At 57.4% G+C, this 22,405-nt stretch carries 19 protein-coding genes and 3 tRNA genes; 21 read left to right on the top strand and 1 reads right to left on the bottom strand.

Annotated features, from left to right (window positions below; all coding sequences use genetic code 11):
* The first annotated feature begins 4 nt into the window (after nt 1–4).
* The 5 genes from dapB (at nt 5) to BMS17_RS10535 (ending at nt 6,460) form a co-directional block, all read left to right on the top strand.
* Nucleotides 5–811: a 4-hydroxy-tetrahydrodipicolinate reductase gene (gene dapB / locus BMS17_RS10555; protein WP_046031920.1), complete on the top strand. Its 807-nt coding sequence runs from the start codon at nt 5–7 to the stop codon at nt 809–811.
* 259 nt (nt 812–1,070) lie between these two features.
* Nucleotides 1,071–2,207 carry a glutamine-hydrolyzing carbamoyl-phosphate synthase small subunit gene (gene carA, locus BMS17_RS10550; protein WP_046031921.1) on the top strand — a complete coding sequence of 379 codons (1,137 nt, stop codon included), beginning with the start codon at nt 1,071–1,073 and terminating at the stop codon, nt 2,205–2,207.
* A 119-nt stretch (nt 2,208–2,326) separates the two neighbouring features.
* On the top strand, nt 2,327–5,548 hold the full coding sequence (gene carB / locus BMS17_RS10545; RefSeq protein ID WP_046031922.1) for a carbamoyl-phosphate synthase large subunit: 3,222 nt from the start codon (nt 2,327–2,329) through the stop codon (nt 5,546–5,548).
* A 2-nt stretch (nt 5,549–5,550) separates the two neighbouring features.
* Nucleotides 5,551–6,027: a transcription elongation factor GreA gene (gene greA / locus BMS17_RS10540; protein ID WP_046031963.1), complete on the top strand. Its 477-nt coding sequence runs from the start codon at nt 5,551–5,553 to the stop codon at nt 6,025–6,027.
* Nucleotides 6,028–6,055: 28 nt separating this feature from the next.
* On the top strand, nt 6,056–6,460 hold the full coding sequence (locus BMS17_RS10535) for a hypothetical protein (protein WP_046031923.1): 405 nt from the start codon (nt 6,056–6,058) through the stop codon (nt 6,458–6,460).
* A 9-nt stretch (nt 6,461–6,469) separates the two neighbouring features.
* Here BMS17_RS10535 and BMS17_RS10530 read toward each other — a convergent pair whose 3' ends face one another.
* Complete coding sequence (locus tag BMS17_RS10530; RefSeq protein ID WP_046031924.1) at nt 6,470–6,778, bottom strand: YhbY family RNA-binding protein; 309 nt, start codon at nt 6,776–6,778, stop codon at nt 6,470–6,472.
* Between the two features lie 101 nt (nt 6,779–6,879).
* On the opposite strand from BMS17_RS10530, the gene rlmE reads away from it, so the two are divergent.
* The 16 genes from rlmE (at nt 6,880) to BMS17_RS10450 (ending at nt 22,396) form a co-directional block, all read left to right on the top strand.
* Complete coding sequence (gene rlmE, locus BMS17_RS10525) at nt 6,880–7,509, top strand: 23S rRNA (uridine(2552)-2'-O)-methyltransferase RlmE (protein WP_046031925.1); 630 nt, start codon at nt 6,880–6,882, stop codon at nt 7,507–7,509.
* A 202-nt stretch (nt 7,510–7,711) separates the two neighbouring features.
* The gene (gene ftsH / locus BMS17_RS10520) at nt 7,712–9,622 is read left to right on the top strand and encodes an ATP-dependent zinc metalloprotease FtsH (RefSeq protein ID WP_046031926.1); all 1,911 of its coding nucleotides are present in this window, start codon (nt 7,712–7,714) and stop codon (nt 9,620–9,622) included.
* Between the two features lie 8 nt (nt 9,623–9,630).
* A complete protein-coding gene (gene folP, locus BMS17_RS10515; RefSeq protein WP_046031927.1) occupies nt 9,631–10,482 on the top strand; it encodes a dihydropteroate synthase in 852 nt (283 codons plus the stop codon).
* Between the two features lie 16 nt (nt 10,483–10,498).
* Entirely contained in the window at nt 10,499–11,836 is a 1,338-nt protein-coding gene (gene glmM / locus BMS17_RS10510; protein ID WP_046031928.1) for a phosphoglucosamine mutase, read from the top strand.
* Between the two features lie 66 nt (nt 11,837–11,902).
* Complete coding sequence (gene tpiA, locus BMS17_RS10505) at nt 11,903–12,658, top strand: triose-phosphate isomerase (RefSeq protein WP_046031929.1); 756 nt, start codon at nt 11,903–11,905, stop codon at nt 12,656–12,658.
* 4 nt (nt 12,659–12,662) lie between these two features.
* Nucleotides 12,663–13,046 (top strand): preprotein translocase subunit SecG, encoded by a 384-nt coding sequence (gene secG, locus BMS17_RS10500; protein WP_017336473.1) that lies wholly within the window; start codon nt 12,663–12,665, stop codon nt 13,044–13,046.
* 22 nt (nt 13,047–13,068) lie between these two features.
* A tRNA-Leu gene (locus BMS17_RS10495) sits at nt 13,069–13,154 on the top strand.
* A gap of 97 nt (nt 13,155–13,251) precedes the next feature.
* Nucleotides 13,252–13,328 (top strand) — tRNA-Met (locus BMS17_RS10490).
* A gap of 138 nt (nt 13,329–13,466) precedes the next feature.
* Nucleotides 13,467–13,925 carry a ribosome maturation factor RimP gene (gene rimP, locus BMS17_RS10485; protein ID WP_010463487.1) on the top strand — a complete coding sequence of 153 codons (459 nt, stop codon included), beginning with the start codon at nt 13,467–13,469 and terminating at the stop codon, nt 13,923–13,925.
* A 47-nt stretch (nt 13,926–13,972) separates the two neighbouring features.
* Entirely contained in the window at nt 13,973–15,454 is a 1,482-nt protein-coding gene (gene nusA / locus BMS17_RS10480) for a transcription termination factor NusA (RefSeq protein WP_007900474.1), read from the top strand.
* Nucleotides 15,455–15,481: 27 nt separating this feature from the next.
* A complete protein-coding gene (gene infB, locus BMS17_RS10475; RefSeq protein ID WP_046031930.1) occupies nt 15,482–18,016 on the top strand; it encodes a translation initiation factor IF-2 in 2,535 nt (844 codons plus the stop codon).
* 159 nt (nt 18,017–18,175) lie between these two features.
* Nucleotides 18,176–18,577 (top strand): 30S ribosome-binding factor RbfA, encoded by a 402-nt coding sequence (rbfA, locus tag BMS17_RS10470; RefSeq protein WP_008149016.1) that lies wholly within the window; start codon nt 18,176–18,178, stop codon nt 18,575–18,577.
* A 3-nt stretch (nt 18,578–18,580) separates the two neighbouring features.
* Nucleotides 18,581–19,498, top strand: a complete 918-nt coding sequence (truB, locus tag BMS17_RS10465; protein ID WP_027924464.1) for a tRNA pseudouridine(55) synthase TruB — start codon at nt 18,581–18,583, stop codon at nt 19,496–19,498.
* Between the two features lie 117 nt (nt 19,499–19,615).
* Entirely contained in the window at nt 19,616–19,885 is a 270-nt protein-coding gene (gene rpsO, locus BMS17_RS10460; protein WP_003177875.1) for a 30S ribosomal protein S15, read from the top strand.
* Between the two features lie 198 nt (nt 19,886–20,083).
* On the top strand, nt 20,084–22,189 hold the full coding sequence (gene pnp, locus BMS17_RS10455; RefSeq protein ID WP_007942868.1) for a polyribonucleotide nucleotidyltransferase: 2,106 nt from the start codon (nt 20,084–20,086) through the stop codon (nt 22,187–22,189).
* A gap of 131 nt (nt 22,190–22,320) precedes the next feature.
* Nucleotides 22,321–22,396: transfer RNA gene (locus tag BMS17_RS10450), tRNA-Thr, on the top strand.
* Nucleotides 22,397–22,405: the final 9 nt, after the last annotated feature.

Here is a 22,405-nt window from a genome sequence, read left to right as displayed (position 1 = left end):
CGGCATGCGACGTATAGCTGTGATGGGCGCTGCCGGGCGCATGGGCAAAATTCTGGTCGAGGCCGTGCAGCAGCGCGCGCCGCTGACCGGCTTGACGGCGGCCATCGTTCGTCCTGGTAGCACGCTGATTGGCGTAGATGCCGGTGAGCTGGCCTCGCTGGGGCGTATCGGTGTGCCGTTGTCCGGCAATCTGGACGCGGTCGCTGACGAGTTCGATGTGTTGATCGACTTCACGCTCCCGGAAGTCATGCTGAAAAACCTCGCGTTCTGCCGCAAGACCGGCAAGGCCATGGTAATCGGCACTACCGGGCTGGATGTGGCGCAGAAGCAGTTGCTGGCTGAGGCGGGCAAGGAGATTCCGATCGTGTTCGCGGCCAATTTCAGTGTCGGCGTCAACCTGTCGCTGAAGTTGCTCGACATGGCCGCACGCGTGCTGGGTGATGAGGCGGATATCGAAATCATCGAAGCGCATCACCGACACAAGATCGACGCGCCTTCAGGCACCGCGTTGCGCATGGGTGAAGTGATCGCCAGCGCCCTGGATCGTGATCTGCAAAAGGTCGCGGTCTATGGTCGCGAAGGTCATACCGGTGCGCGTGAGCGTGAAACGATCGGCTTTGCCACTGTTCGCGGTGGTGACGTGGTTGGCGATCACACGGTGCTGTTCGCCTGTGAGGGCGAGCGTCTGGAAATCACGCATAAAGCGTCCAGTCGCATGACCTTCGCCAAAGGCGCGGTGCGAGCGGCGTTGTGGCTGGATGGTCGTGAGCCAGGCCTTTACGACATGCAAGACGTGCTCGATCTGCGTTAAGATGTGCCCGAAATCGGGTTCAAGCACAGTGTTTGAGCCCGGTTTTACACCGCCAAGCGACGTCCTGTCGCATTCTCCAGCCTTTCGGGCTCATTGGCGGTAGACCAAAAATGCCTTTTTCTGTAAGCTACAGCTTTAGTGTGTCCACTAAAAGCGCGCAGAATAATTCAGTGAAGAAGCGGGGTGACGTGTCCATACGTCACTCCGCTTTTTTACAACCTGCGATCGCCCTTTCAGGCTTTATTTACGGGAGGTCTTCTTGACTAAGCCAGCCATACTCGCCCTTGCTGATGGCAGCATTTTTCGCGGCGAAGCCATTGGAGCCGACGGTCAAACCGTTGGTGAGGTGGTGTTCAACACCGCAATGACCGGCTATCAGGAAATCCTTACCGATCCTTCCTACGCCCAACAGATCGTTACCCTGACCTATCCGCACATCGGCAACACCGGCACCACGCCGGAAGACGCCGAATCCGACCGCGTCTGGTCCGCTGGCCTGGTCATCCGTGACCTGCCACTGGTTGCGAGCAACTGGCGTAACACGATGTCCCTGTCCGATTACCTGAAAGCCAACAACGTTGTGGCTATCGCCGGTATCGACACCCGCCGCCTGACGCGCATCCTGCGTGAGAAAGGCGCACAGAACGGCTGCATCATGGCCGGTGACAACATTTCCGAAGCCGCCGCCATCGCCGCTGCACAGGGTTTCCCTGGCCTCAAGGGCATGGACCTGGCCAAAGTCGTCAGCACCAAAGAGCAATACGAGTGGCGCTCGACGGTCTGGGATCTGAAAACCGACAGCCACGCGACGATCGAAGCCTCCGAGCTGCCGTACCACGTGGTCGCCTACGACTACGGCGTCAAGCTGAACATCCTGCGCATGCTGGTCGAGCGCGGTTGCCGCGTGACCGTGGTGCCAGCACAAACTCCGGCCGCAGACGTTCTGGCGATGAAGCCGGACGGCGTGTTCCTGTCCAACGGTCCTGGTGACCCTGAGCCGTGCGACTACGCGATTCAGGCGATCAAGGATGTGCTGGAAACCGAGATTCCGGTCTTCGGTATCTGCCTTGGTCACCAACTGCTGGCCCTGGCCTCTGGCGCCAAGACTCTGAAAATGGGTCACGGCCACCACGGTGCCAACCACCCGGTCCAGGACCTGGACAGCGGTGTGGTGATGATCACCAGCCAAAACCACGGTTTTGCGGTAGACGAAGCGACCCTGCCAGCCAACGTCCGTGCGATCCACAAATCGCTGTTCGACGGCACCCTGCAAGGGATCGAGCGTACCGACAAGAGCGCCTTCAGCTTCCAGGGTCACCCGGAAGCCAGCCCTGGCCCGAACGACGTAGCGCCATTGTTTGATCGCTTCATCAATGAGATGGCCAAGCGACGCTGATCGCTCACCTTTATTGGTGCAAGGCTTGAGGGCGGTCCCGACACCGGCGGCCCCCTCAAGGCTTCAAAGATTGAACAAGACGGCTTGCCGACTGACCTGCGGATTTGAGTGACAAACCCATGCCAAAACGTACAGACATTAAAAGCATCCTGATTCTCGGCGCTGGCCCGATCGTTATCGGCCAGGCCTGCGAATTCGACTACTCCGGCGCCCAGGCCTGTAAGGCCCTGCGCGAAGAGGGTTACCGCGTCATCCTGGTGAACTCCAACCCGGCGACCATCATGACCGACCCGGACATGGCCGACGCGACTTACATCGAGCCGATCAAGTGGCAGACCGTTGCCAAGATCATCGAGAAAGAGCGTCCGGATGCGCTGCTGCCAACCATGGGCGGCCAGACCGCTCTGAACTGCGCACTGGACCTGGAGCGCGAAGGCGTCCTGGAGAAGTTCGGCGTAGAGATGATCGGCGCCAACGCGGACACCATCGACAAGGCTGAAGACCGTTCGCGCTTCGACAAGGCGATGAAGTCCATCGGCCTGGACTGCCCGCGTTCGGGTATCGCCCACAGCATGGAAGAAGCCAACGCCGTTCTCGAGCGCCTGGGCTTCCCGTGCATCATTCGTCCTTCCTTCACCATGGGCGGCACCGGTGGCGGTATCGCTTACAACCGTGAAGAGTTCGAAGAAATCTGCGCCCGTGGTCTGGACCTGTCTCCGACCAAAGAGCTGCTGATCGACGAATCCCTGATCGGCTGGAAAGAGTACGAGATGGAGGTTGTCCGCGATAAGAAGGACAACTGCATCATCGTCTGCTCGATCGAAAACTTTGACCCGATGGGCGTGCACACCGGTGACTCGATCACTGTTGCGCCAGCACAGACCCTGACGGACAAGGAATACCAGATCATGCGTAACGCCTCGTTGGCGGTACTGCGTGAGATCGGCGTGGAAACCGGCGGCTCCAACGTTCAGTTCGGCATCTGCCCGGACACTGGCCGTATGGTCGTGATCGAGATGAACCCGCGTGTATCCCGCTCTTCGGCACTGGCCTCGAAAGCCACTGGTTTCCCGATTGCGCGTATCGCTGCCAAGCTGGCGATCGGCTACACCCTCGACGAACTGTCGAACGAAATTACCGGCGGCGCTACGCCTGCGTCCTTCGAGCCGTCCATCGACTACGTCGTGACCAAGCTGCCACGTTTTGCCTTCGAGAAATTCCCGAAAGCCGACGCCCGCCTGACCACTCAAATGAAGTCGGTCGGTGAAGTCATGGCCATCGGCCGGACTTTCCAGGAATCCCTGCAGAAAGCCCTGCGCGGGCTGGAAGTTGGCGTTTGCGGTCTGGACGAGAAGCTCGACCTGGGCAACCCGGAAAGCATGAGCGTGCTCAAGCGCGAACTGACCGTGCCGGGCGCCGAGCGCATCTGGTACGTGGCTGATGCCTTCCGTGCCGGCCTGTCGGTCGAAGACATCTTCGGCATGAACATGATCGATCCGTGGTTCCTGGTACAGATCGAAGATCTGATCAAGGAAGAAGAGAAGGTCAAGACCCTCGGTCTGACTAGCATCGATCGCGACTTGATGTTCCGCCTCAAGCGCAAAGGCTTCTCCGACATGCGTCTGGCCAAGCTGCTGGGCGTGACCGAGAAGGCGCTGCGTCGTCACCGTCACAAGCTGGAAATCTACCCGGTCTACAAGCGCGTTGACACCTGCGCGGCCGAGTTCGCCACCGACACCGCCTACATGTACTCGACTTACGAGGAAGAGTGCGAAGCCGCGCCGTCGGGCCGCGACAAGATCATGATCCTGGGCGGCGGTCCAAACCGTATCGGCCAGGGTATCGAGTTCGACTACTGCTGCGTACACGCGGCACTGGCCCTGCGTGAAGACGGTTACGAGACCATCATGGTCAACTGCAACCCGGAAACCGTTTCCACCGACTACGACACTTCCGATCGCCTGTACTTCGAACCGGTTACCCTGGAAGACGTGCTGGAAATCGTTCGCGTCGAGAAGCCCAAAGGCGTGATCGTCCAGTATGGCGGCCAAACCCCGCTGAAACTGGCGCGTGCCCTGGAAGAAGCCGGCGTACCAATCATCGGTACCAGCCCTGATGCCATCGACCGCGCCGAAGACCGTGAGCGCTTCCAGCAAATGGTCGAGCGTCTGAACCTGCGTCAGCCGCCAAACGCCACCGTGCGCAGCGAAGACGAAGCGATTCGTGCTGCCACCAAGATCGGTTACCCGCTAGTGGTTCGTCCGTCCTACGTACTGGGCGGTCGCGCGATGGAAATCGTCTACGAAGAAGAAGAGCTCAAGCGCTACCTGCGTGATGCGGTGAAAGTGTCGAACGACAGCCCTGTGCTGCTCGACCACTTCCTCAACTGCGCCATCGAAATGGACGTGGATGCGGTTTGCGACGGCACCGACGTGGTGATCGGCGCGATCATGCAGCACATTGAGCAGGCTGGCGTTCACTCCGGTGACTCCGCGTGCTCCCTGCCGCCGTACTCGCTGCCTGCTCACATCCAGGACGAGATGCGCGAACAGGTCAAGAAAATGGCCCTGGAACTCGGCGTTGTCGGCCTGATGAACGTTCAGTTGGCGCTGCAAGGCGAAGACATCTACGTCATCGAAGTCAACCCGCGCGCTTCCCGTACCGTACCGTTCGTGTCCAAGTGCATCGGTGTGTCCCTGGCCATGATCGCCGCTCGCGTGATGGCTGGTAAAACCCTGAAAGAAATCGGTTTCACCAAAGAAATCATTCCGAACTTCTACAGCGTGAAAGAGGCGGTGTTCCCATTCGCCAAATTCCCTGGCGTGGACCCGATCCTGGGCCCAGAGATGAAGTCCACCGGTGAAGTGATGGGCGTGGGCGATACCTTCGGCGAAGCATTCGCCAAGGCCCAGATGGGCGCCAGCGAAGTGCTGCCGACCGGCGGTACCGCATTCATCAGCGTGCGTGATGACGACAAGCCACTGGTTGCAGGCGTGGCTCGTGATCTGATCAACTTGGGCTTCGAAGTGGTTGCCACCGCCGGTACTGCCAAGCTGATCGAAGCCGCAGGCCTGAAAGTGCGTCGTGTGAACAAGGTGACCGAGGGTCGTCCGCACGTGGTCGACATGATCAAGAATGACGAAGTCACCCTGATCATCAACACCACCGAAGGCCGTCAGTCGATCGCTGATTCGTACTCCATTCGTCGTAATGCCTTGCAGCACAAGATCTACTGCACCACGACTATTGCTGCTGGCGAAGCTATCTGCGAAGCGCTGAAGTTCGGTCCCGAGAAGACCGTGCGCCGCTTGCAGGATCTACACGCAGGATTGAAGGCATGAGCATAACCAAGTACCCAATGACTGTTCAGGGCGCTCGCGCCCTGGAAGAAGAACATACTCACCTGACCAAGGTCGTCCGTCCGAAGCTCAGCCAGGACATCGGTACGGCCCGCGAGTTGGGTGACTTGAAGGAAAACGCCGAATACCACGCTGCTCGTGAGCAGCAGGGTATGGTCGAGGCGCGTATTCGTGACATCGAAGGCCGGATTCAGAATCAGGTCATCATCGACGTTACGAGCATTCCTCACACAGGCAAAGTGATTTTCGGTACCACCGTTGAGATTGCCAACGTTGAGACGGATGAGCGCGTGACTTACCACATCGTTGGTGAAGACGAGGCTGATTTCAAACTGGGCAAGATTTCGGTTGGATCGCCACTGGCCCGCGCCTTGATTGCCAAGGAAGAGGGTGATGTGGTGGCGGTGAAAACGCCAAGCGGCGTCATCGAGTACGAGATTGTCGAAGTTCGCCACATCTAAAGACCTGCGCCCGCTACGTGCGGGCGCGATGGTTTGGCAGCTGACTCAGATGTTGTGGGTTGGCGGCCTGTGGCTGTTACACATCGGTCTGGCGCCGGCGCTGGGTCAAATAGGCCTGGCGCCGCTGCTGATCGACGAAATTGCAGGCATGCTGAATGCGCTGATGGTGGGATTTGCCGCAGCGTGTGTGATTTTTCAGGCTTTGGTGCTGGTTCAGACCGAGGGCCTTGCCAGTCTATGGCGCGATATTCGCGGGCAACTGCTGCTGGTGGCGCTGTATGCGTGTGCGATGTTTTTCGCGGTGCGCTTTGCTTGGCCGGATGCGGTGCGTTGGCAGGTGTTCAGCTATCTGGTGTTGGGGTTTTCCGGGCTGCTGCTGGTGTTACAACCGGTGCCAGGAGGGAGTGGCAGGGTGCGCGAGGCACACCCTTGACCCTTGTCATCACTTGAAGCGATGGACGTTCGACAGCTGCTTGTTGACGCTGAAGTTCTTGCGGTAAATCAGTGCCATCTTGCCGATGACTTGAACCAGATCCCCTTTGCCAACCTTGCAGAGTTCTGCAATGGTCGCCAGGCGCGATTCGCGATCGAGGATGTTGAGCTTGATTTTGATCAGCTCGTGATCCGCCAAAGCGCGTTCAAATTCGGCTAACACACCTTCAGTCAAACCGTTGTCAGCCACAATCAAAACTGGTTTCAGATGGTGGCCAATGGATTTGTACTGTTTCTTCTGCTCTTGAGTGAGCGGCATAATCTGACCCTTTCGTCTGGATTCTGTAAAATGGCGGCCATTTTACCCGAGGGCTCGTGGATCCGCCCAATTAATCACGACCCTTATCATCGAGGTGCCCAATGGCGCGTTCCAAGACAAGCCTTGGTTGGCTGAAAAGACATGTCAACGATCCCTATGTGAAGCAGGCGCAGAAGGATGGCTACCGCTCGCGTGCGAGTTACAAACTTCTGGAGGTCCAGGAGAAATACAATCTGATCCGTCCCGGCATGAGCGTTGTCGACCTGGGTGCGGCGCCCGGGGGTTGGTCGCAGGTGACTAGCCGTCTGATCGGTGGTCAGGGGCGCCTGATCGCCTCGGACATTCTGGAAATGGACAGCATTCCGGACGTGACTTTCATCCAGGGCGACTTCACCGAGGACAAAGTGCTCGCGCGGATCCTTGAAGCCGTGGGTAATTCGCAGGTGGACCTTGTGATTTCCGATATGGCCCCCAATATGAGTGGTACGCCTGAAGTGGACATGCCAAAAGCCATGTTTCTTTGCGAGCTGGCGCTTGATTTGGCGGAACGGATACTCAAGCCGGGTGGTAATTTCGTGATCAAGATTTTTCAGGGCGAAGGGTTTGATGTTTACCTGAAGGATGCTCGTCGGAAATTCGACAAGATCCAGATGATCAAGCCAGACTCTTCTCGTGGCAGTTCCCGCGAGCAATACATGCTGGCTTGGGGTTACCGCGGGCGTAGTGAGTAAAACGAGGTTTTTTGGCGGGGCGATAGGTTTTTCGTATTTCGCCCCGTGAGCATTAGCGAATATTGTGTAGAAAGTGTTTCACAAAGGGTTACAGACGGCGCCTGCCAGAGCCGTAGGTAATGTAGTAAGTTAGGCCGGTGAATATCATGCGAAGCGCGCGCCATTAGCGGAGCTTGCTTCAGAGGGTAGTTAATTGAACGATATGGCAAAGAATCTGATCCTGTGGTTGATCATCGCGGCTGTCCTGGTGACAGTGATGAACAACTTCTCCAGCCCTAACGAGCCGCAGACCCTCAACTATTCCGACTTCATCCAGCAGGTCAAGGATGGCAAGGTCGAGCGCGTAGCGGTTGACGGCTACGTGATTACCGGTAAACGCACCGATGGCGACAGCTTCAAGACCATTCGTCCGGCAATCCAGGACAACGGTCTGATCGGCGACCTCGTGGACAACCACGTCGTGGTCGAGGGCAAGCAGCCTGAACAGCAAAGCATCTGGACTCAACTCCTGGTCGCAAGCTTCCCGATCCTGGTGATCATCGCCGTGTTCATGTTCTTCATGCGGCAGATGCAGGGCGGAGCCGGTGGCAAGGGTGGGCCGATGAGCTTCGGCAAGAGCAAGGCGCGCCTGCTCTCTGAAGATCAGGTGAAAACCACTCTGGCTGACGTTGCCGGTTGTGACGAAGCCAAGGAAGAAGTCGGCGAACTGGTCGAGTTTCTCCGTGATCCGGGCAAATTCCAGCGCCTGGGCGGCCGTATTCCTCGTGGTGTGCTGATGGTCGGCCCTCCGGGTACCGGTAAAACCTTGCTGGCCAAGGCGATTGCCGGCGAAGCGAAAGTACCGTTCTTCACCATTTCCGGTTCCGACTTCGTTGAAATGTTTGTTGGTGTCGGTGCCAGCCGTGTTCGCGATATGTTCGAGCAGGCCAAGAAACATGCGCCATGCATCATCTTCATCGACGAAATCGACGCCGTCGGTCGCCATCGTGGCGCCGGCATGGGCGGCGGTCACGATGAGCGCGAGCAGACTCTCAACCAGTTGCTGGTGGAGATGGACGGCTTTGAAATGAATGACGGCATCATCGTTATTGCGGCAACTAACCGTCCGGACGTATTGGACCCTGCGTTGCTGCGTCCAGGCCGCTTCGACCGTCAGGTTGTGGTCGGTCTGCCGGATATTCGTGGTCGCGAACAGATTCTCAAGGTGCACATGCGTAAAGTGCCGATGGGTGACGATGTTGCTCCAGCGGTGATCGCGCGTGGTACACCAGGTTTTTCCGGTGCTGACTTGGCTAACCTGGTGAACGAAGCTTCGTTGTTCGCTGCACGTGCCGGCAAGCGCATTGTTGAAATGAAAGAGTTCGAGCTGGCGAAAGACAAGATCATGATGGGTGCCGAGCGCAAATCCATGGTCATGTCCGAGAAGGAAAAGCAGAACACCGCTTATCACGAAGCTGGCCACGCAATTGTTGGTCGTGTCGTGCCTGAGCATGATCCGGTCTATAAAGTCTCGATCATCCCGCGCGGTCGTGCGCTGGGTGTGACCATGTTCCTGCCTGAAGAAGACCGATACAGCCTGTCCAAGCGCGCGCTGATCAGCCAGATCTGCTCGCTGTACGGTGGTCGTATCGCTGAAGAAATGACCTTGGGTTTCGATGGTGTCACCACAGGTGCGTCCAACGACATCATGCGTGCCAGCCAGATCGCGCGGAACATGGTCACCAAGTGGGGCTTGTCGGAAAAACTCGGTCCATTGATGTATGCCGAAGAAGAGGGTGAAGTATTCCTCGGTCGCGGCGGTGGCGGCCAGAGTGCAAGTTTCTCTGGTGAGACAGCCAAGCTGATTGACTCCGAAGTGCGCAGCATCATTGACCAGTGCTACGGTACGGCCAAACAGATCCTCACGGACAACCGTGACAAGCTTGATGCAATGGCCGATGCCTTGATGAAGTACGAGACGATCGATGCCGATCAGATCGATGACATCATGGCGGGTCGTGCGCCTCGCGAGCCTCGTGACTGGTCGGGTGGCACCGGTACTTCCGGTACACCTCCGGTGGTGCAGGATGAGCGTCCGGAAACACCGATCGGCGGTCCGGCTGCTGACGTATAAGGTTTGAAATGACTTTAGTTCCGTCTTCGACCCGGTTGCCTTGCGGCAACCGGGTTCTTGATTTGGCCCAGACGCATGTCATGGGTATCCTCAATGTCACACCCGATTCCTTTTCTGATGGTGGTCGATACAGTCAGCTCGATGCTGCGCTGCGTCATGCCGAGTCGATGGTGGCGGCGGGTGCGACGCTGATTGATGTCGGTGGCGAATCGACCCGCCCTGGTGCCCGTGCGGTTTCACCGCTTGAGGAGCTGGAGCGCGTAGCGCCTATCGTTGAGCGAATCAATCGCGAGCTCGATGTGATTATTTCTGTCGATACCTCCACGCCAGCGGTCATGCGCGAGACTGCGCGGTTGGGTGCGGGGTTGATCAATGATGTGCGTTCGTTGCGTCGGGACGGTGCCCTGGATGCAGCGGCGGCTACCGGGCTGCCGGTGTGTCTGATGCACATGCTCGGCGAGCCGGGCGACATGCAGGATAATCCGCATTATCAGGACGTAACCAGAGAAGTAGGCGAATTTCTCGTCGGGCGCATGGAGCAGTGTGCATCGGTGGGTATCCCGCCAGAGCGAATTATTCTGGATCCGGGTTTTGGCTTCGCGAAAACCTTGCAGCACAATCTAAGCTTGTTTAAGCATATGCAAGCCTTGCATGCCTTGGGGCGGCCCCTGTTGGTCGGGGTTTCGCGAAAGAGCATGATTGGTCAAGCCTTGAATCGTCCGGTTGGAGAGCGTCTGTACGGTGGTCTGGCGCTTGCGGCGCTGGCTTCGGCCAAGGGGGCGCGTATATTGCGCGTCCATGATGTAGCCGAAACAGTGGACGTGGTGCGGATGATCGCCGCAGTGGAATCAGCCGAATAAGAATGATGGAGCACTTATGAGCAAAAAATATTTTGGTACTGACGGTATTCGTGGCCGTGTTGGTGAATACCCGATTACTCCTGACTTCATGCTCAAGCTAGGCTGGGCTGCTGGTATGGCGTTCCGCAAAATGGGCGCCTGCAAGGTGTTGGTTGGCAAGGACACCCGGATCTCGGGTTACATGTTTGAATCCGCGCTTGAGGCCGGCCTGACGTCGGCGGGTGCTGACGTGATGCTCCTGGGGCCGATGCCAACTCCGGCGATCGCGTACCTGACGCGCACATTTCATGCTGAAGCCGGTATCGTGATCAGTGCCTCGCACAACCCTCACGACGACAACGGCATCAAGTTCTTCTCCGGAAAAGGTACCAAGCTTCCTGACGAAATCGAGTTGATGATCGAAGAGTTGCTCGATACTCCGATGACCGTGGTTGAGTCGAGCAAGATCGGTAAGGTCTCGCGAATCAACGACGCATCGGGTCGCTACATCGAATTTTGCAAGAGCAGCGTTCCGACCGGCACCAGCTTCACTGGGCTGAAGATCGTGATCGACTGTGCCCATGGCGCGACCTACAAGGTTGCACCTAGCGTATTCCGTGAGCTTGGTGCTGAAGTCGTTGTGCTTTCCGCCCAGCCCAATGGCCTGAACATCAATGACAACTGTGGCTCAACTCATATGGGGCAACTGCAGGCAGCGGTATTGGCCGAGCATGCCGATCTGGGTATCGCCTTTGATGGTGATGGTGATCGTGTCCTGATGGTCGATCACACCGGTGCCATTGTTGATGGTGACGAGCTGCTGTACATCATCGCCCGCGATTTGCATGGGCGCGACAAGCTGCAAGGTGGCGTGGTTGGTACGCTGATGAGTAACCTCGGGCTGGAATTGGCCTTGGCGGACTTGTCGATTCCTTTTGTTCGCGCCAATGTTGGTGACCGTTATGTCATCGCGGACTTGCTGGAGCGTAACTGGCTGGTGGGTGGTGAAAACTCGGGTCATATCGTCTGCTTCAATCACACCACTACAGGTGACGCGATCATTGCTGCCTTGCAGGTGCTGATGGCGCTTAAAAGGCGCTCCGAGGGCCTGGCCCAGGCTCGTCAAGCGCTTCGCAAGTGCCCTCAGGTGTTGATCAATGTCCGGTTTGGCGGTGGTGCCAGCCCGCTCGATCATCCGGCGGTCAAGGAAGCCAGCGACCGTGTCACCAAGGCTATGGCGGGTCGTGGTCGTGTGCTCTTGCGCAAGTCCGGTACAGAGCCATTGGTACGTGTCATGGTCGAAGGCGAAGACGAAACGCAGGTTCGTGGTTACGCAGAAGAGCTGGCAAAACTGGTTACTGAAGTTTCTGCCTGAATTCGGCTTGCCAGCCTTGATTGTGTTGGGTAACATCTGCGCCCACTTTGACCGACGAGGTACAGCATGCGTCGCCCTATGGTAGCTGGTAACTGGAAGATGCACGGTACCCGCGCCAGCGTCGCTGAGCTGATCAACGGCCTTCGTGACTTGGCCTTGCCGAGCGGTGTTGATGTAGCGGTATTCCCGTCCTGCCTGCATATCAATCAAGTGATTGATGGCTTGCAAGGAAAGTCGATCTCGGTCGGCGCGCAGGACTCTGCGGTGGAATCCGAGCAAGGTGCGTTGACCGGTGAGGTTGCGCCGAGTCAGTTGGTGGATGCAGGTTGTTCCCTGGTGCTTGTCGGGCACTCCGAGCGCCGCCAGATAATGGGCGAGCAGGATGCAGTGCTGATTCGCAAGTTCGCAGCGGCACAGGCATCTGGCTTGATTCCGGTGTTGTGCATAGGGGAGACCCTTGAGCAGCGTGAAGCCGGGAAAACGATCGAAGTTGTCTCGGCTCAGCTGAACAGCATTATCGACGAGCTGGGTGTTGGTGTGTTTGCAAAGGCTGTGATCGCTTACGAGCCGGTCTGGGCCATTGGCACCGGGCTGACGGCTTCGCCGCAACAGGCGCAGGATGTGCATGCAGCCATTCGGGCGCAGTTGGCGGAAAAGAATTCTGAAATCGCACAAGGTGTGCGGCTTCTATACGGCGGCAGCGTGAAGGCGGCCAATGCGGTCGAACTGTTCGGCATGCCGGATATCGATGGGGGTCTCATTGGTGGGGCTTCCCTGAATGCAGATGAGTTCGGTGCGATCTGTCGCGCCGCGGGAAACTGAAAAAATGCTGGAAACAGTCGTAGTCGTTTTTCATCTGCTGGGTGCATTGGGCGTAGTTGCTCTGGTATTGCTGCAGCAGGGTAAAGGTGCGGATGCTGGTGCGTCTTTCGGAGCAGGTGCTTCAAATACTGTGTTCGGAAGCCAAGGTTCCTCTACCTTTCTTAGTAAGTTTACTGCTATACTTGCCGCAGGTTTCTTCATAACCAGCTTAGGGTTAGGTTACTTTGCTAAAGAGAAAGCTCACCAGCTGACTCAAGTAGGTTTGCCAAACCCAGCGGTGTTGGAAGTTCCAAAGCAACAACCGGCTTCTGATGATGTCCCGGTGCTTCAAGAGCAAAAGTCGGCTACTCCAGCGACTGATGTGCCTCCAGCTCAAGAGCAGAAGTAAGAAGGGTTTCAAACGTAGTATCGCCGAGGTGGTGGAATTGGTAGACACGCAACCTTGAGGTGGTTGTGCCCATAGGGTGTAGGGGTTCGAGTCCCCTTCTCGGTACCAATTAGTCAGGAGAGCCCGCTGTTGCGGGCTTTCTTGCAGGTGGAAGGTTACATTGACCCTGTAGGGGATCGGTCGTATACTTCCGCCCCAGCTTTGTCGCGGGGTGGAGCAGTCTGGTAGCTCGTCGGGCTCATAACCCGAAGGTCGTCGGTTCAAATCCGGCCCCCGCAACCAGTTTAAGGAGCCCCTTTTAAGGGGCTTTTTGTTAGCTGGACACTTTCAACGCCGCTGTTCGACGGCGTTTCAAGGATGGGCGTTTCGCCCATTTTTTTATTTTGCATAGCATGCACATACATGCACGAGGGGGTTCAGGTGTCGAGCAAGCTAGAAGAGTTGCAGGCCTTGTTGGCCCCGGTGGTCGTGGCCCTGGGCTATGAATGCTGGGGTATCGAGTTTTCGGCTCAGGGTCGTCACTCGATGTTGCGCGTTTATATTGATAAAGAGGGCGGCGTGCTGGTGGACGATTGCGCCATTGTCAGCCGTCAGATCAGCGGTGTCCTGGATGTTGAAGATCCCATCGCCGTTGAATACACCCTTGAAGTTTCCTCGCCTGGCATGGAACGCCCTCTGTTCACTATTGAGCAGTTTGCAAAATTTGCCGGTGAACAAGTGAAGATCAAGCTGCGCTCGCCTTTTGAAGGACGACGCAACTTTCAGGGCCTTCTGCGCGGTGTAGAAGAACAGGACGTCGTGGTGCAGGTGGAAGACCATGAGTTCCTGTTGCCGATCGATATGATCGACAAGGCCAACATTATTCCCAGTTTTGACTGAGACGCGGATCCCGCGGATCCAATGGCTTGCGAAAGGCGAGGCGTACGATGAGCAAAGAAGTACTGCTGGTTGTTGAGTCGGTATCCAATGAAAAGGGCGTACCGGCAAACGTAATTTTTGAAGCGCTGGAGCTGGCCCTGGCCACTGCTACCAAAAAGCGTTTCGAGGACGAAGTCGATCTGCGTGTGGAAATCAATCGCCACACCGGTGCTTATGAGACATTCCGTCGTTGGACGGTCGTCGAAGAAGCAGATCTGGACGATCCGGCCATCGAAACCTGGCCGAGCAAGGTTGCGGAAACGCATCCTGGTGCCAAGGTTGGTGATGTAGTCGAAGAAAAGATCGAGTCCATCGAGTTCGGTCGCATCGCTGCACAGACTGCCAAGCAAGTCATTGTGCAGAAAGTTCGCGAAGCCGAGCGTGCTCAAGTCGTTGATGCCTATCGCGAGCGCCTGGGGGAAATCATCTCCGGCACCGTGAAGAAAGTGACCCGCGACAATGTGATTGTCGACCTGGGTAACAACGCTGAAGCGCTGCTGGCTCGTGAAGACATCATTTCTCGCGAAACTTTCCGTGTTGGCGTACGTCTGCGTGCGCTGCTCAAGGAAATCCGCACCGAGAACCGCGGCCCGCAGTTGATCCTGTCGCGCACCGCGCCGGAAATGCTGATCGAGTTGTTCCGCATCGAAGTGCCGGAAATTGCTGAAGGCCTGATCGAAGTAATGGCTGCATCCCGTGATCCGGGTTCGCGCGCCAAGATCGCGGTCCGCTCCAAGGACAAACGCATCGACCCGCAGGGCGCTTGCATCGGTATGCGCGGTTCGCGCGTCCAGGCAGTGTCGGGTGAGTTGGGCGGTGAGCGTGTGGACATCGTCCTGTGGGACGACAACCCGGCTCAGTTCGTAATCAACGCCATGTCCCCGGCTGAAGTTGCGGCAATTATCGTTGACGAAGATGCCCATGCAATGGACATCGCCGTTGGCGCAGACAATCTGGCTCAGGCCATCGGTCGTGGTGGTCAGAACGTGCGTCTGGCTAGCCAATTGACTGGCTGGACCCTGAACGTGATGACCGAATCGGACATCCAGGCTAAGCAGCAAGCAGAAACCGGCGACATCCTGCGCAACTTCATCGACGAGCTGGAAGTCGACGAAGACCTGGCGCAGGTGCTGGTAGATGAAGGCTTCACCAGCCTGGAAGAGATTGCCTACGTACCGTTGGAAGAAATGCTCAACATCGACGGCTTTGACGAAGAAACCGTCAACGAGCTTCGCGCTCGTGCCAAGGATCGTTTGTTGACCAAAGCCATCGCTACTGAGGAAAAGCTGGCAGACGCCCATCCGGCCGAAGACCTGCTCTCGCTTGAGGGTATGGACAAGGATTTGGCGATGGAACTGGCGGTGCGCGGCGTAATTACCCGCGAAGACCTGGCCGAGCAGTCTATTGACGACCTGCTCGACATCGACGGCATTGACGATGATCGTGCCGGCAAGTTGATCATGGCCGCCCGAGCCCACTGGTTCGAGTAATTAGGCGCGGCCTGAGGAGAGAAGTGCATGACGCAAGTCACGGTGAAACAACTGGCCGATGAGGTCAAAACACCGGTAGAGCGCCTGTTGCAGCAGATGCGTGAGGCAGGTCTGCCGCACACCGCCGCCGAAGAAAGTGTGACTGACAGTGAGAAGCAATCTTTGCTGACTCACTTGAAAAGCAGCCACAAGGCGAAAGTGGAAGAACCACGCAAGATCACGCTGCAGCGTAAAACCACCAGCACCCTGCGTGTTGCTGGCAGCAAGAGCATCAGCGTTGAAGTCCGTAAAAAGAAAGTTTTCGTACAACGCAGCCCGGAAGAAATCGAAGCCGAGCGCAAACGCGAACTGGATGAACGTCGCGCAGTAGAAAATGCTGCTCGTCAGAAGGCTGAAGAAGAAGCCAAGCGTCGCGCCGAAGAAGAAGCGCGTCGCCAGCCTGCTGCTGCTGCGCAAAACGGTTCGACTGACGCTGTTGCAGCGCCTGCTGCAGTTGCTGAACCTGTGCGTGAAAGCGCGCCGGTTGTAGCGGCTGCACCAGCACCGTCTGCTGACGTTCGCAACAAGCAGAACGAACAGCGCCGTCCGGACAAACCACGTGCCGACGATAACAATCGTCGCAGCGGCGGTGGTGATGGCGAGCGCAAAAACGCTCCGCATCGTGCTTCGGTCAAAGAGAAAGCGCCTGCGCCACGTGTTGCGCCACGTACTACCGACGAAGAAAGCGATGGCTTCCGTCGTGGTGGTCGCGGCAAGGCCAAGCTGAAGAAACGCAACGCCCACGGTTTCCAGAGCCCAACCGGCCCTGTCGTGCGTGATGTGCAGATTGGCGAGACCATCACTGTTGGCGATCTCGCCAATCAGATGTCGGTCAAGGCTGCTGAAATCATCAAGTTCATGTTCAAACTGGGTACTCCAGCGACCATCAACCAGGTGCTTGATCAGGAAACTGCTCAGCTGGTAGCCGAAGAACTGGGCCACAAAGTGACCCTGGTCAGCGACACCGCCCTGGAAGATTCCCTGGCCGAGTCCCTGAAGTTTGAAGGTGAGACGTTCTCCCGTGCACCGGTTGTGACCGTCATGGGCCACGTTGACCACGGTAAAACCTCGCTGCTCGACTACATCCGTCGTGCGAAGGTAGCTGCTGGCGAAGCCGGCGGTATCACCCAGCACATCGGTGCGTACCACGTTGAAACTGATCGCGGCATGGTCACTTTCCTCGACACCCCGGGTCACGCCGCGTTTACCGCAATGCGTGCCCGTGGTGCCAAGGCGACCGACATCGTGATCCTGGTGGTTGCAGCGGACGACGGCGTGATGCCGCAGACCATTGAAGCCGTTCAGCACGCCAAGGCTGCCGGTGTTCCACTGGTTGTTGCAGTGAACAAAATCGACAAGCCGGGCGCTGATCTCGATCGCATCCGTAGCGAGCTGTCGGTTCACGGCGTGACCTCGGAAGAGTGGGGCGGCGACACCCCGTTCGTATCGGTTTCGGCGAAAGTCGGTACTGGTGTGGACGAGTTGCTCGAAGCTGTTCTGCTGCAAGCTGAAGTTCTGGAACTGAAAGCGACTCCATCGGCTCCTGGCCGCGGCGTCGTGGTTGAATCGCGTCTCGACAAAGGTCGTGGCCCGGTTGCAACCGTTCTGGTTCAAGACGGTACCCTGCGCCAAGGCGACATGGTGCTGGTCGGTTCGAACTACGGCCGTGTACGTGCCATGCTCGACGAGAACGGCAAGCCGATCAAAGAAGCCGGTCCTTCCATCCCTGTCGAGATCCTCGGCCTGGACGGTACCCCGGACGCTGGCGATGAGATGAGCGTGCTGTCGGACGAGAAGAAAGCCCGTGAAGTGGCTCTGTTCCGTCAAGGCAAGTTCCGCGAAGTCAAGCTGGCCCGTGCTCACGCCGGCAAGCTTGAAAACATCTTCGAAAACATGGGTCAGGCAGAGAAGAAGACGCTCAACATCGTCCTCAAATCCGACGTCCGTGGTTCGCTGGAAGCGTTGAACGGTGCCTTGAACGGCCTGGGTAACGACGAAGTGCAAGTGCGTGTTGTGGGTGGCGGCGTGGGTGGTATCACCGAGTCCGACGCTAACCTGGCACTGGCCTCCAACGCTGTACTGTTCGGCTTCAACGTGCGTGCCGATGCTGGCGCTCGCAAGATCGTCGAGCAGGAAGGTCTGGATATGCGTTACTACAACGTGATCTACGACATCATCGAAGACGTCAAGAAAGCCCTGACCGGTATGCTGGGCAGCGATGTTCGCGAGAACATCCTGGGTACTGCTGAAGTGCGTGACGTGTTCCGTTCGCCGAAGTTTGGCGCGATCGCCGGTTGCATGGTTATCGAAGGTGTTGTTCACCGTAACCGTCCAATCCGTGTACTGCGTGAAGACATCGTTATCTTCGAAGGCGAGCTGGAATCCCTGCGCCGCTTCAAGGATGACGCTTCCGAAGTACGTGCCGGCATGGAATGCGGTATCGGCGTGAAGAGCTACAACGACGTCAAAGTCGGTGACAAGATCGAAGTCTTCGAGAAGGTTCAGGTTGCTCGCAGCCTCTAACTCGCGCACTTCAAGGGCCACGTCGAGCCGCCGCATGCAGATGCGCGGCGCAGCGTCAGGACTCTAAACGCAACGCCCGGTCTGGCTTTTGTCAGGCCGGGCGTTTGCCGCTTTCAGACCCCTCGGGTTTCACCGTGGGGCAGTAACAGGTAACAAGACATGGCAAAAGAATACAGCCGTACCCAACGTATCGGCGATCAGATGCAGCGTGAGCTGGCACAACTGATCCGTCGTGAAGTCAAAGACCCGCGCGTCGGTCTGGTCACCATTACCGCTGTTGAAGTCAGCCGTGACGTCGGTCACGCCAAGATCTTCATCACCGTGATGGGCCAGGACAACGCGGAAGACATCGCGCAAAGCATCAAGGTGCTCAACTCTGCTGCCGGTTTCCTGCGCATGCAGTTGGCTCGCGAAATGAAGTTGCGCAGCGTTCCGCAGTTGCATTTCCACTACGACGAAAGCGTCGTGCGTGGCGCGCACCTGTCGGCCCTGATCGAGCGTGCGGTCGCTGAAGACAATCAGCACCCGGTAGCGGCTGAAGCCGAAGACACCAAGGAGTAATCGGTGGCTCAGGTCAAACGTATCCGTCGTAACGTCAGCGGTATTATTCTGCTCGACAAACCGCTGGGGTTCACCTCCAACGCGGCGCTGCAAAAGGTTCGCTGGTTGCTCAATGCCGAGAAGGCCGGGCACACCGGCAGTCTCGATCCGCTGGCCACCGGTGTTTTGCCGTTGTGCTTTGGTGAGGCGACCAAGTTCTCGCAGTACCTGCTCGATTCCGACAAGGGTTACGAAACCCTGGCGCAATTAGGCAAGACCACCACCACGGCCGATGCCGAGGGTGAAGTTTTGCAGGAGCGTCCGGTGACCGTTGGTCGCGCCGATGTCGAAGCTGTTTTACCCGGTTTTCGTGGGCAAATCAGTCAGATACCGCCGATGTACTCGGCGCTCAAGCGTGATGGGCAGCCGCTGTACAAGCTGGCCCGTGCAGGCGAAGTAGTGGAGCGCGAACCGCGTTCTGTTACTATTGCGCGCTTGGAATTGCTGGCCTTTGAGGGTGATACTGCGCGGCTTGCGGTGGATTGCAGCAAAGGCACCTATATCCGCACCCTGGTGGAGGATATCGGTGAGAAACTCGGTTGTGGCGCTTACGTTGCTGAATTGCGACGTACCCAGGCCGGGCCTTTCACGCTGGCGCAGACGGTCACGCTCGAAGAGTTGGAAGCAGTACATGCCGAAGGCGGCAATGAAGCGGTTGATCGCTTCCTGATGCCATCGGACAGTGGCTTGCTGGATTGGCCGCTGTTGCAGTTCTCGGAGCACAGCTCGTTCTACTGGCTTAACGGCCAACCGGTACGAGCCCCGGATGCACCGAAGTTCGGCATGGTGCGGGTACAGGATCACAACGGTCGTTTCATCGGTATCGGTGAAGTGAGCGAAGACGGGCGCATCGCGCCGCGTCGACTGATTCGGTCAGAATGACCGGACGAGGGTGGCTGTTAACAGGCACGGTCACTACTCATTTTTAGATACAGGGATTTGTCCCTGGCCTGTTGAAACTGTTTTTCTGAAACAGTTTCCTGATAAAAGGATTGCCTCATGGCTCTCGACGTTCAAGAAAAAGCTCAAATCGTAGCTGACTACCAGCAAGCTGTTGGTGACACTGGTTCGCCAGAAGTGCAAGTTGCACTGCTGACCCACAACATCAACAAGCTGCAAGGTCACTTCAAGGCCAACGGTAAAGATCACCACTCCCGTCGTGGTCTGATCCGCATGGTAAACCAGCGTCGTAAGCTGCTGGACTACCTGAAAGGCAAGGATCTGGGTCGCTATCAGACTCTGATCGGTCGCCTGGGTCTGCGTCGCTAATAAGCGATTGCGCTAGAGGTTGGTTGTCTGTCGTTCGTCAGTGGGTTTCCTGCTGGCGCATGGCAGGCTCCCAGCCTCAAGTTTTATCTGGATACCTGCTTTACCCTGGACAATCACTGTCGGGCCGATTCCCGGCGTTGCCCAAGAATTTCGCAAGAAGACAAGTTCCCCAAGAGCCACAAAAGAAGGTAGGACACCGTGAACCCGGTAATCAAAAAATTCCAGTTCGGTCAGTCGACCGTTACCCTCGAGACTGGCCGTATCGCCCGTCAGGCCTCCGGCGCAGTATTGGTCACCGTTGACGACGACGTCAGCGTATTGGTGACCGTAGTCGGTGCCAAGCAAGCCGATCCAGGCAAAGGCTTCTTCCCTCTGTCCGTTCACTACCAGGAAAAAACTTACGCTGCCGGTAAGATCCCTGGCGGTTTCTTCAAGCGCGAAGGCCGTCCTTCCGAGAAAGAAACCCTGACTTCCCGACTGATCGACCGTCCGATCCGTCCTCTGTTCCCAGAAGGCTTCATGAACGAAGTGCAGGTTGTCTGCACCGTCGTTTCCACCAGCAAGAAGACCGATCCGGACATCGCTGCGATGATCGGTACCTCGGCTGCCCTGGCCATCTCCGGCATTCCTTTCGATGGCCCGATCGGCGCTGCCCGCGTTGCGTTCCACGAAAGCACCGGCTACCTGCTGAACCCGACTTACGAGCAACAGAAAGCTTCGAGCCTGGACATGGTCGTTGCCGGTACTTCGGAAGCCGTGTTGATGGTTGAATCGGAAGCCAAAGAGCTGACCGAAGACCAGATGCTGGGCGCGGTACTGTTTGCTCACGACGAGTTCCAGGTTGTGATCAACGCCGTTAAAGAACTGGCTGCCGAAGCTGCCAAGCCGACCTGGACCTGGGCTCCACAGCCAGAAGCCACTGCTCTGCTGGGCGCTATCCGTGCCGAGTTCGGCGACGCGATCTCCCAGGCTTACACCATCACCATCAAGGCCGACCGTTACGCTCGCCTGGGTGAGCTGAAAGACCAGGTTGTTGCCAAGCTGTCCGGTGAAGAAGGCCAACCTTCGTCCAGCGAAGTCAAAGCGGCTTTCGGCGAAATCGAATACCGCACCGTTCGCGAAAACATCGTTAACGGCAAGCCACGTATCGACGGCCGCGACACCAAGACCGTACGTCCGTTGAACATCGAAGTCGGTGTTCTGCCTAAGACCCACGGTTCGGCTTTGTTCACCCGTGGCGAAACCCAGGCTCTGGTTGTTGCAACACTGGGCACCGCCCGTGACGCACAACTGCTGGATACCTTGGAAGGCGAGAAAAAAGACCCGTTCATGCTGCACTACAACTTCCCTCCGTTCTCGGTAGGTGAGTGTGGTCGCATGGGTGGCGCTGGTCGTCGCGAAATCGGTCACGGCCGTCTGGCCCGTCGTTCGATTGCAGCCATGCTGCCTGCCGCTGACGTGTTCCCGTACACCATTCGTGTTGTGTCGGAAATCACCGAGTCCAACGGTTCGAGCTCGATGGCTTCCGTTTGCGGCGCTTCCCTGGCCCTGATGGACGCTGGCGTTCCGATGAAGGCACCGGTTGCCGGTATCGCGATGGGTCTGGTTAAAGAAGGCGAGAAATTCGCCATCCTGACCGACATCCTGGGTGACGAAGACCACCTCGGCGACATGGACTTCAAAGTAGCCGGTACCGCCAAGGGTGTTACCGCGCTGCAGATGGACATCAAGATCAAAGGCATCACCGAAGAAATCATGGAGATCGCTCTGGGCCAAGCCCTGGAAGCGCGCCTGAACATCCTCGGTCAGATGAACCAGATCATTGGCCAGTCGCGTACCGAACTGTCGGAAAACGCTCCGACCATGATCGCGATGAAAATCGACACCGACAAAATCCGTGATGTCATCGGTAAAGGCGGCGCGACCATTCGTGCGATCTGTGAAGAGACCAAGGCTTCGATCGATATCGAAGACGACGGCTCGATCAAGATCTTCGGCGAAACCAAGGAAGCGGCTGAGGCGGCACGCCAGCGCGTTCTGGGTATCACCGCTGAAGCTGAAATCGGCAAGATCTACGTAGGTAAGGTTGAGCGCATCGTCGACTTCGGCGCATTCGTCAACATCCTGCCAGGCAAGGACGGTCTGGTTCACATCTCGATGCTGAGCGACGCTCGCGTTGAGAAAGTGACCGACATCCTGAAAGAAGGCCAGGAAGTGGAAGTACTGGTACTGGACGTGGACAACCGCGGCCGTATCAAGCTGTCCATCAAAGACGTAGCAGCAGCCAAGGCTTCGGGCGTTTAATCAGCCCAATTCCTTAGCGCAATAAAAATGCCCCGCCGTGCAAACGGCGGGGCATTTTTTTTGTCTGTTGAAATGACTGTGGCGAGCCTCAAGTTGCCGGACCTTGCGACCGGTGCTAGGTTTAGCCCACCGCCCGTGTAGCTCAGCCGGTAGAGCAGCGCACTCGTAACGCGAAGGTCGCAGGTTCGATTCCTGTCTCGGGCACCATTCCCCCGT

Origin of the sequence: Pseudomonas sp. C9 (assembly GCF_002000165.1) — a bacterium.
Classification (GTDB): domain Bacteria; phylum Pseudomonadota; class Gammaproteobacteria; order Pseudomonadales; family Pseudomonadaceae; genus Aquipseudomonas.
Note: the sequence above shows the minus strand (reverse complement) of the source record. Positions and strands in the feature narration are given on the sequence as shown.

What these genes read in the sequence shown, in the direction of transcription:
- dapB (WP_046031920.1), top strand. Translation starts at nt 5, where the DNA reads ATGCGACGTATAGCTGTGATGGGCGCTGCCGGGCGCATGGGCAAAATT.
- carB (WP_046031922.1), top strand. Translation starts at nt 2,327, where the DNA reads ATGCCAAAACGTACAGACATTAAAAGCATCCTGATTCTCGGCGCTGGC.
- BMS17_RS10535 (WP_046031923.1), top strand. Translation starts at nt 6,056, where the DNA reads ATGGTTTGGCAGCTGACTCAGATGTTGTGGGTTGGCGGCCTGTGGCTG.
- BMS17_RS10530 (WP_046031924.1), bottom strand. Translation starts at nt 6,778, where the DNA reads ATGCCGCTCACTCAAGAGCAGAAGAAACAGTACAAATCCATTGGCCAC.
- rlmE (WP_046031925.1), top strand. Translation starts at nt 6,880, where the DNA reads ATGGCGCGTTCCAAGACAAGCCTTGGTTGGCTGAAAAGACATGTCAAC.
- ftsH (WP_046031926.1), top strand. Translation starts at nt 7,712, where the DNA reads ATGGCAAAGAATCTGATCCTGTGGTTGATCATCGCGGCTGTCCTGGTG.
- folP (WP_046031927.1), top strand. Translation starts at nt 9,631, where the DNA reads ATGACTTTAGTTCCGTCTTCGACCCGGTTGCCTTGCGGCAACCGGGTT.
- glmM (WP_046031928.1), top strand. Translation starts at nt 10,499, where the DNA reads ATGAGCAAAAAATATTTTGGTACTGACGGTATTCGTGGCCGTGTTGGT.
- tpiA (WP_046031929.1), top strand. Translation starts at nt 11,903, where the DNA reads ATGCGTCGCCCTATGGTAGCTGGTAACTGGAAGATGCACGGTACCCGC.
- secG (WP_017336473.1), top strand. Translation starts at nt 12,663, where the DNA reads ATGCTGGAAACAGTCGTAGTCGTTTTTCATCTGCTGGGTGCATTGGGC.
- nusA (WP_007900474.1), top strand. Translation starts at nt 13,973, where the DNA reads ATGAGCAAAGAAGTACTGCTGGTTGTTGAGTCGGTATCCAATGAAAAG.
- infB (WP_046031930.1), top strand. Translation starts at nt 15,482, where the DNA reads ATGACGCAAGTCACGGTGAAACAACTGGCCGATGAGGTCAAAACACCG.
- rbfA (WP_008149016.1), top strand. Translation starts at nt 18,176, where the DNA reads ATGGCAAAAGAATACAGCCGTACCCAACGTATCGGCGATCAGATGCAG.
- rpsO (WP_003177875.1), top strand. Translation starts at nt 19,616, where the DNA reads ATGGCTCTCGACGTTCAAGAAAAAGCTCAAATCGTAGCTGACTACCAG.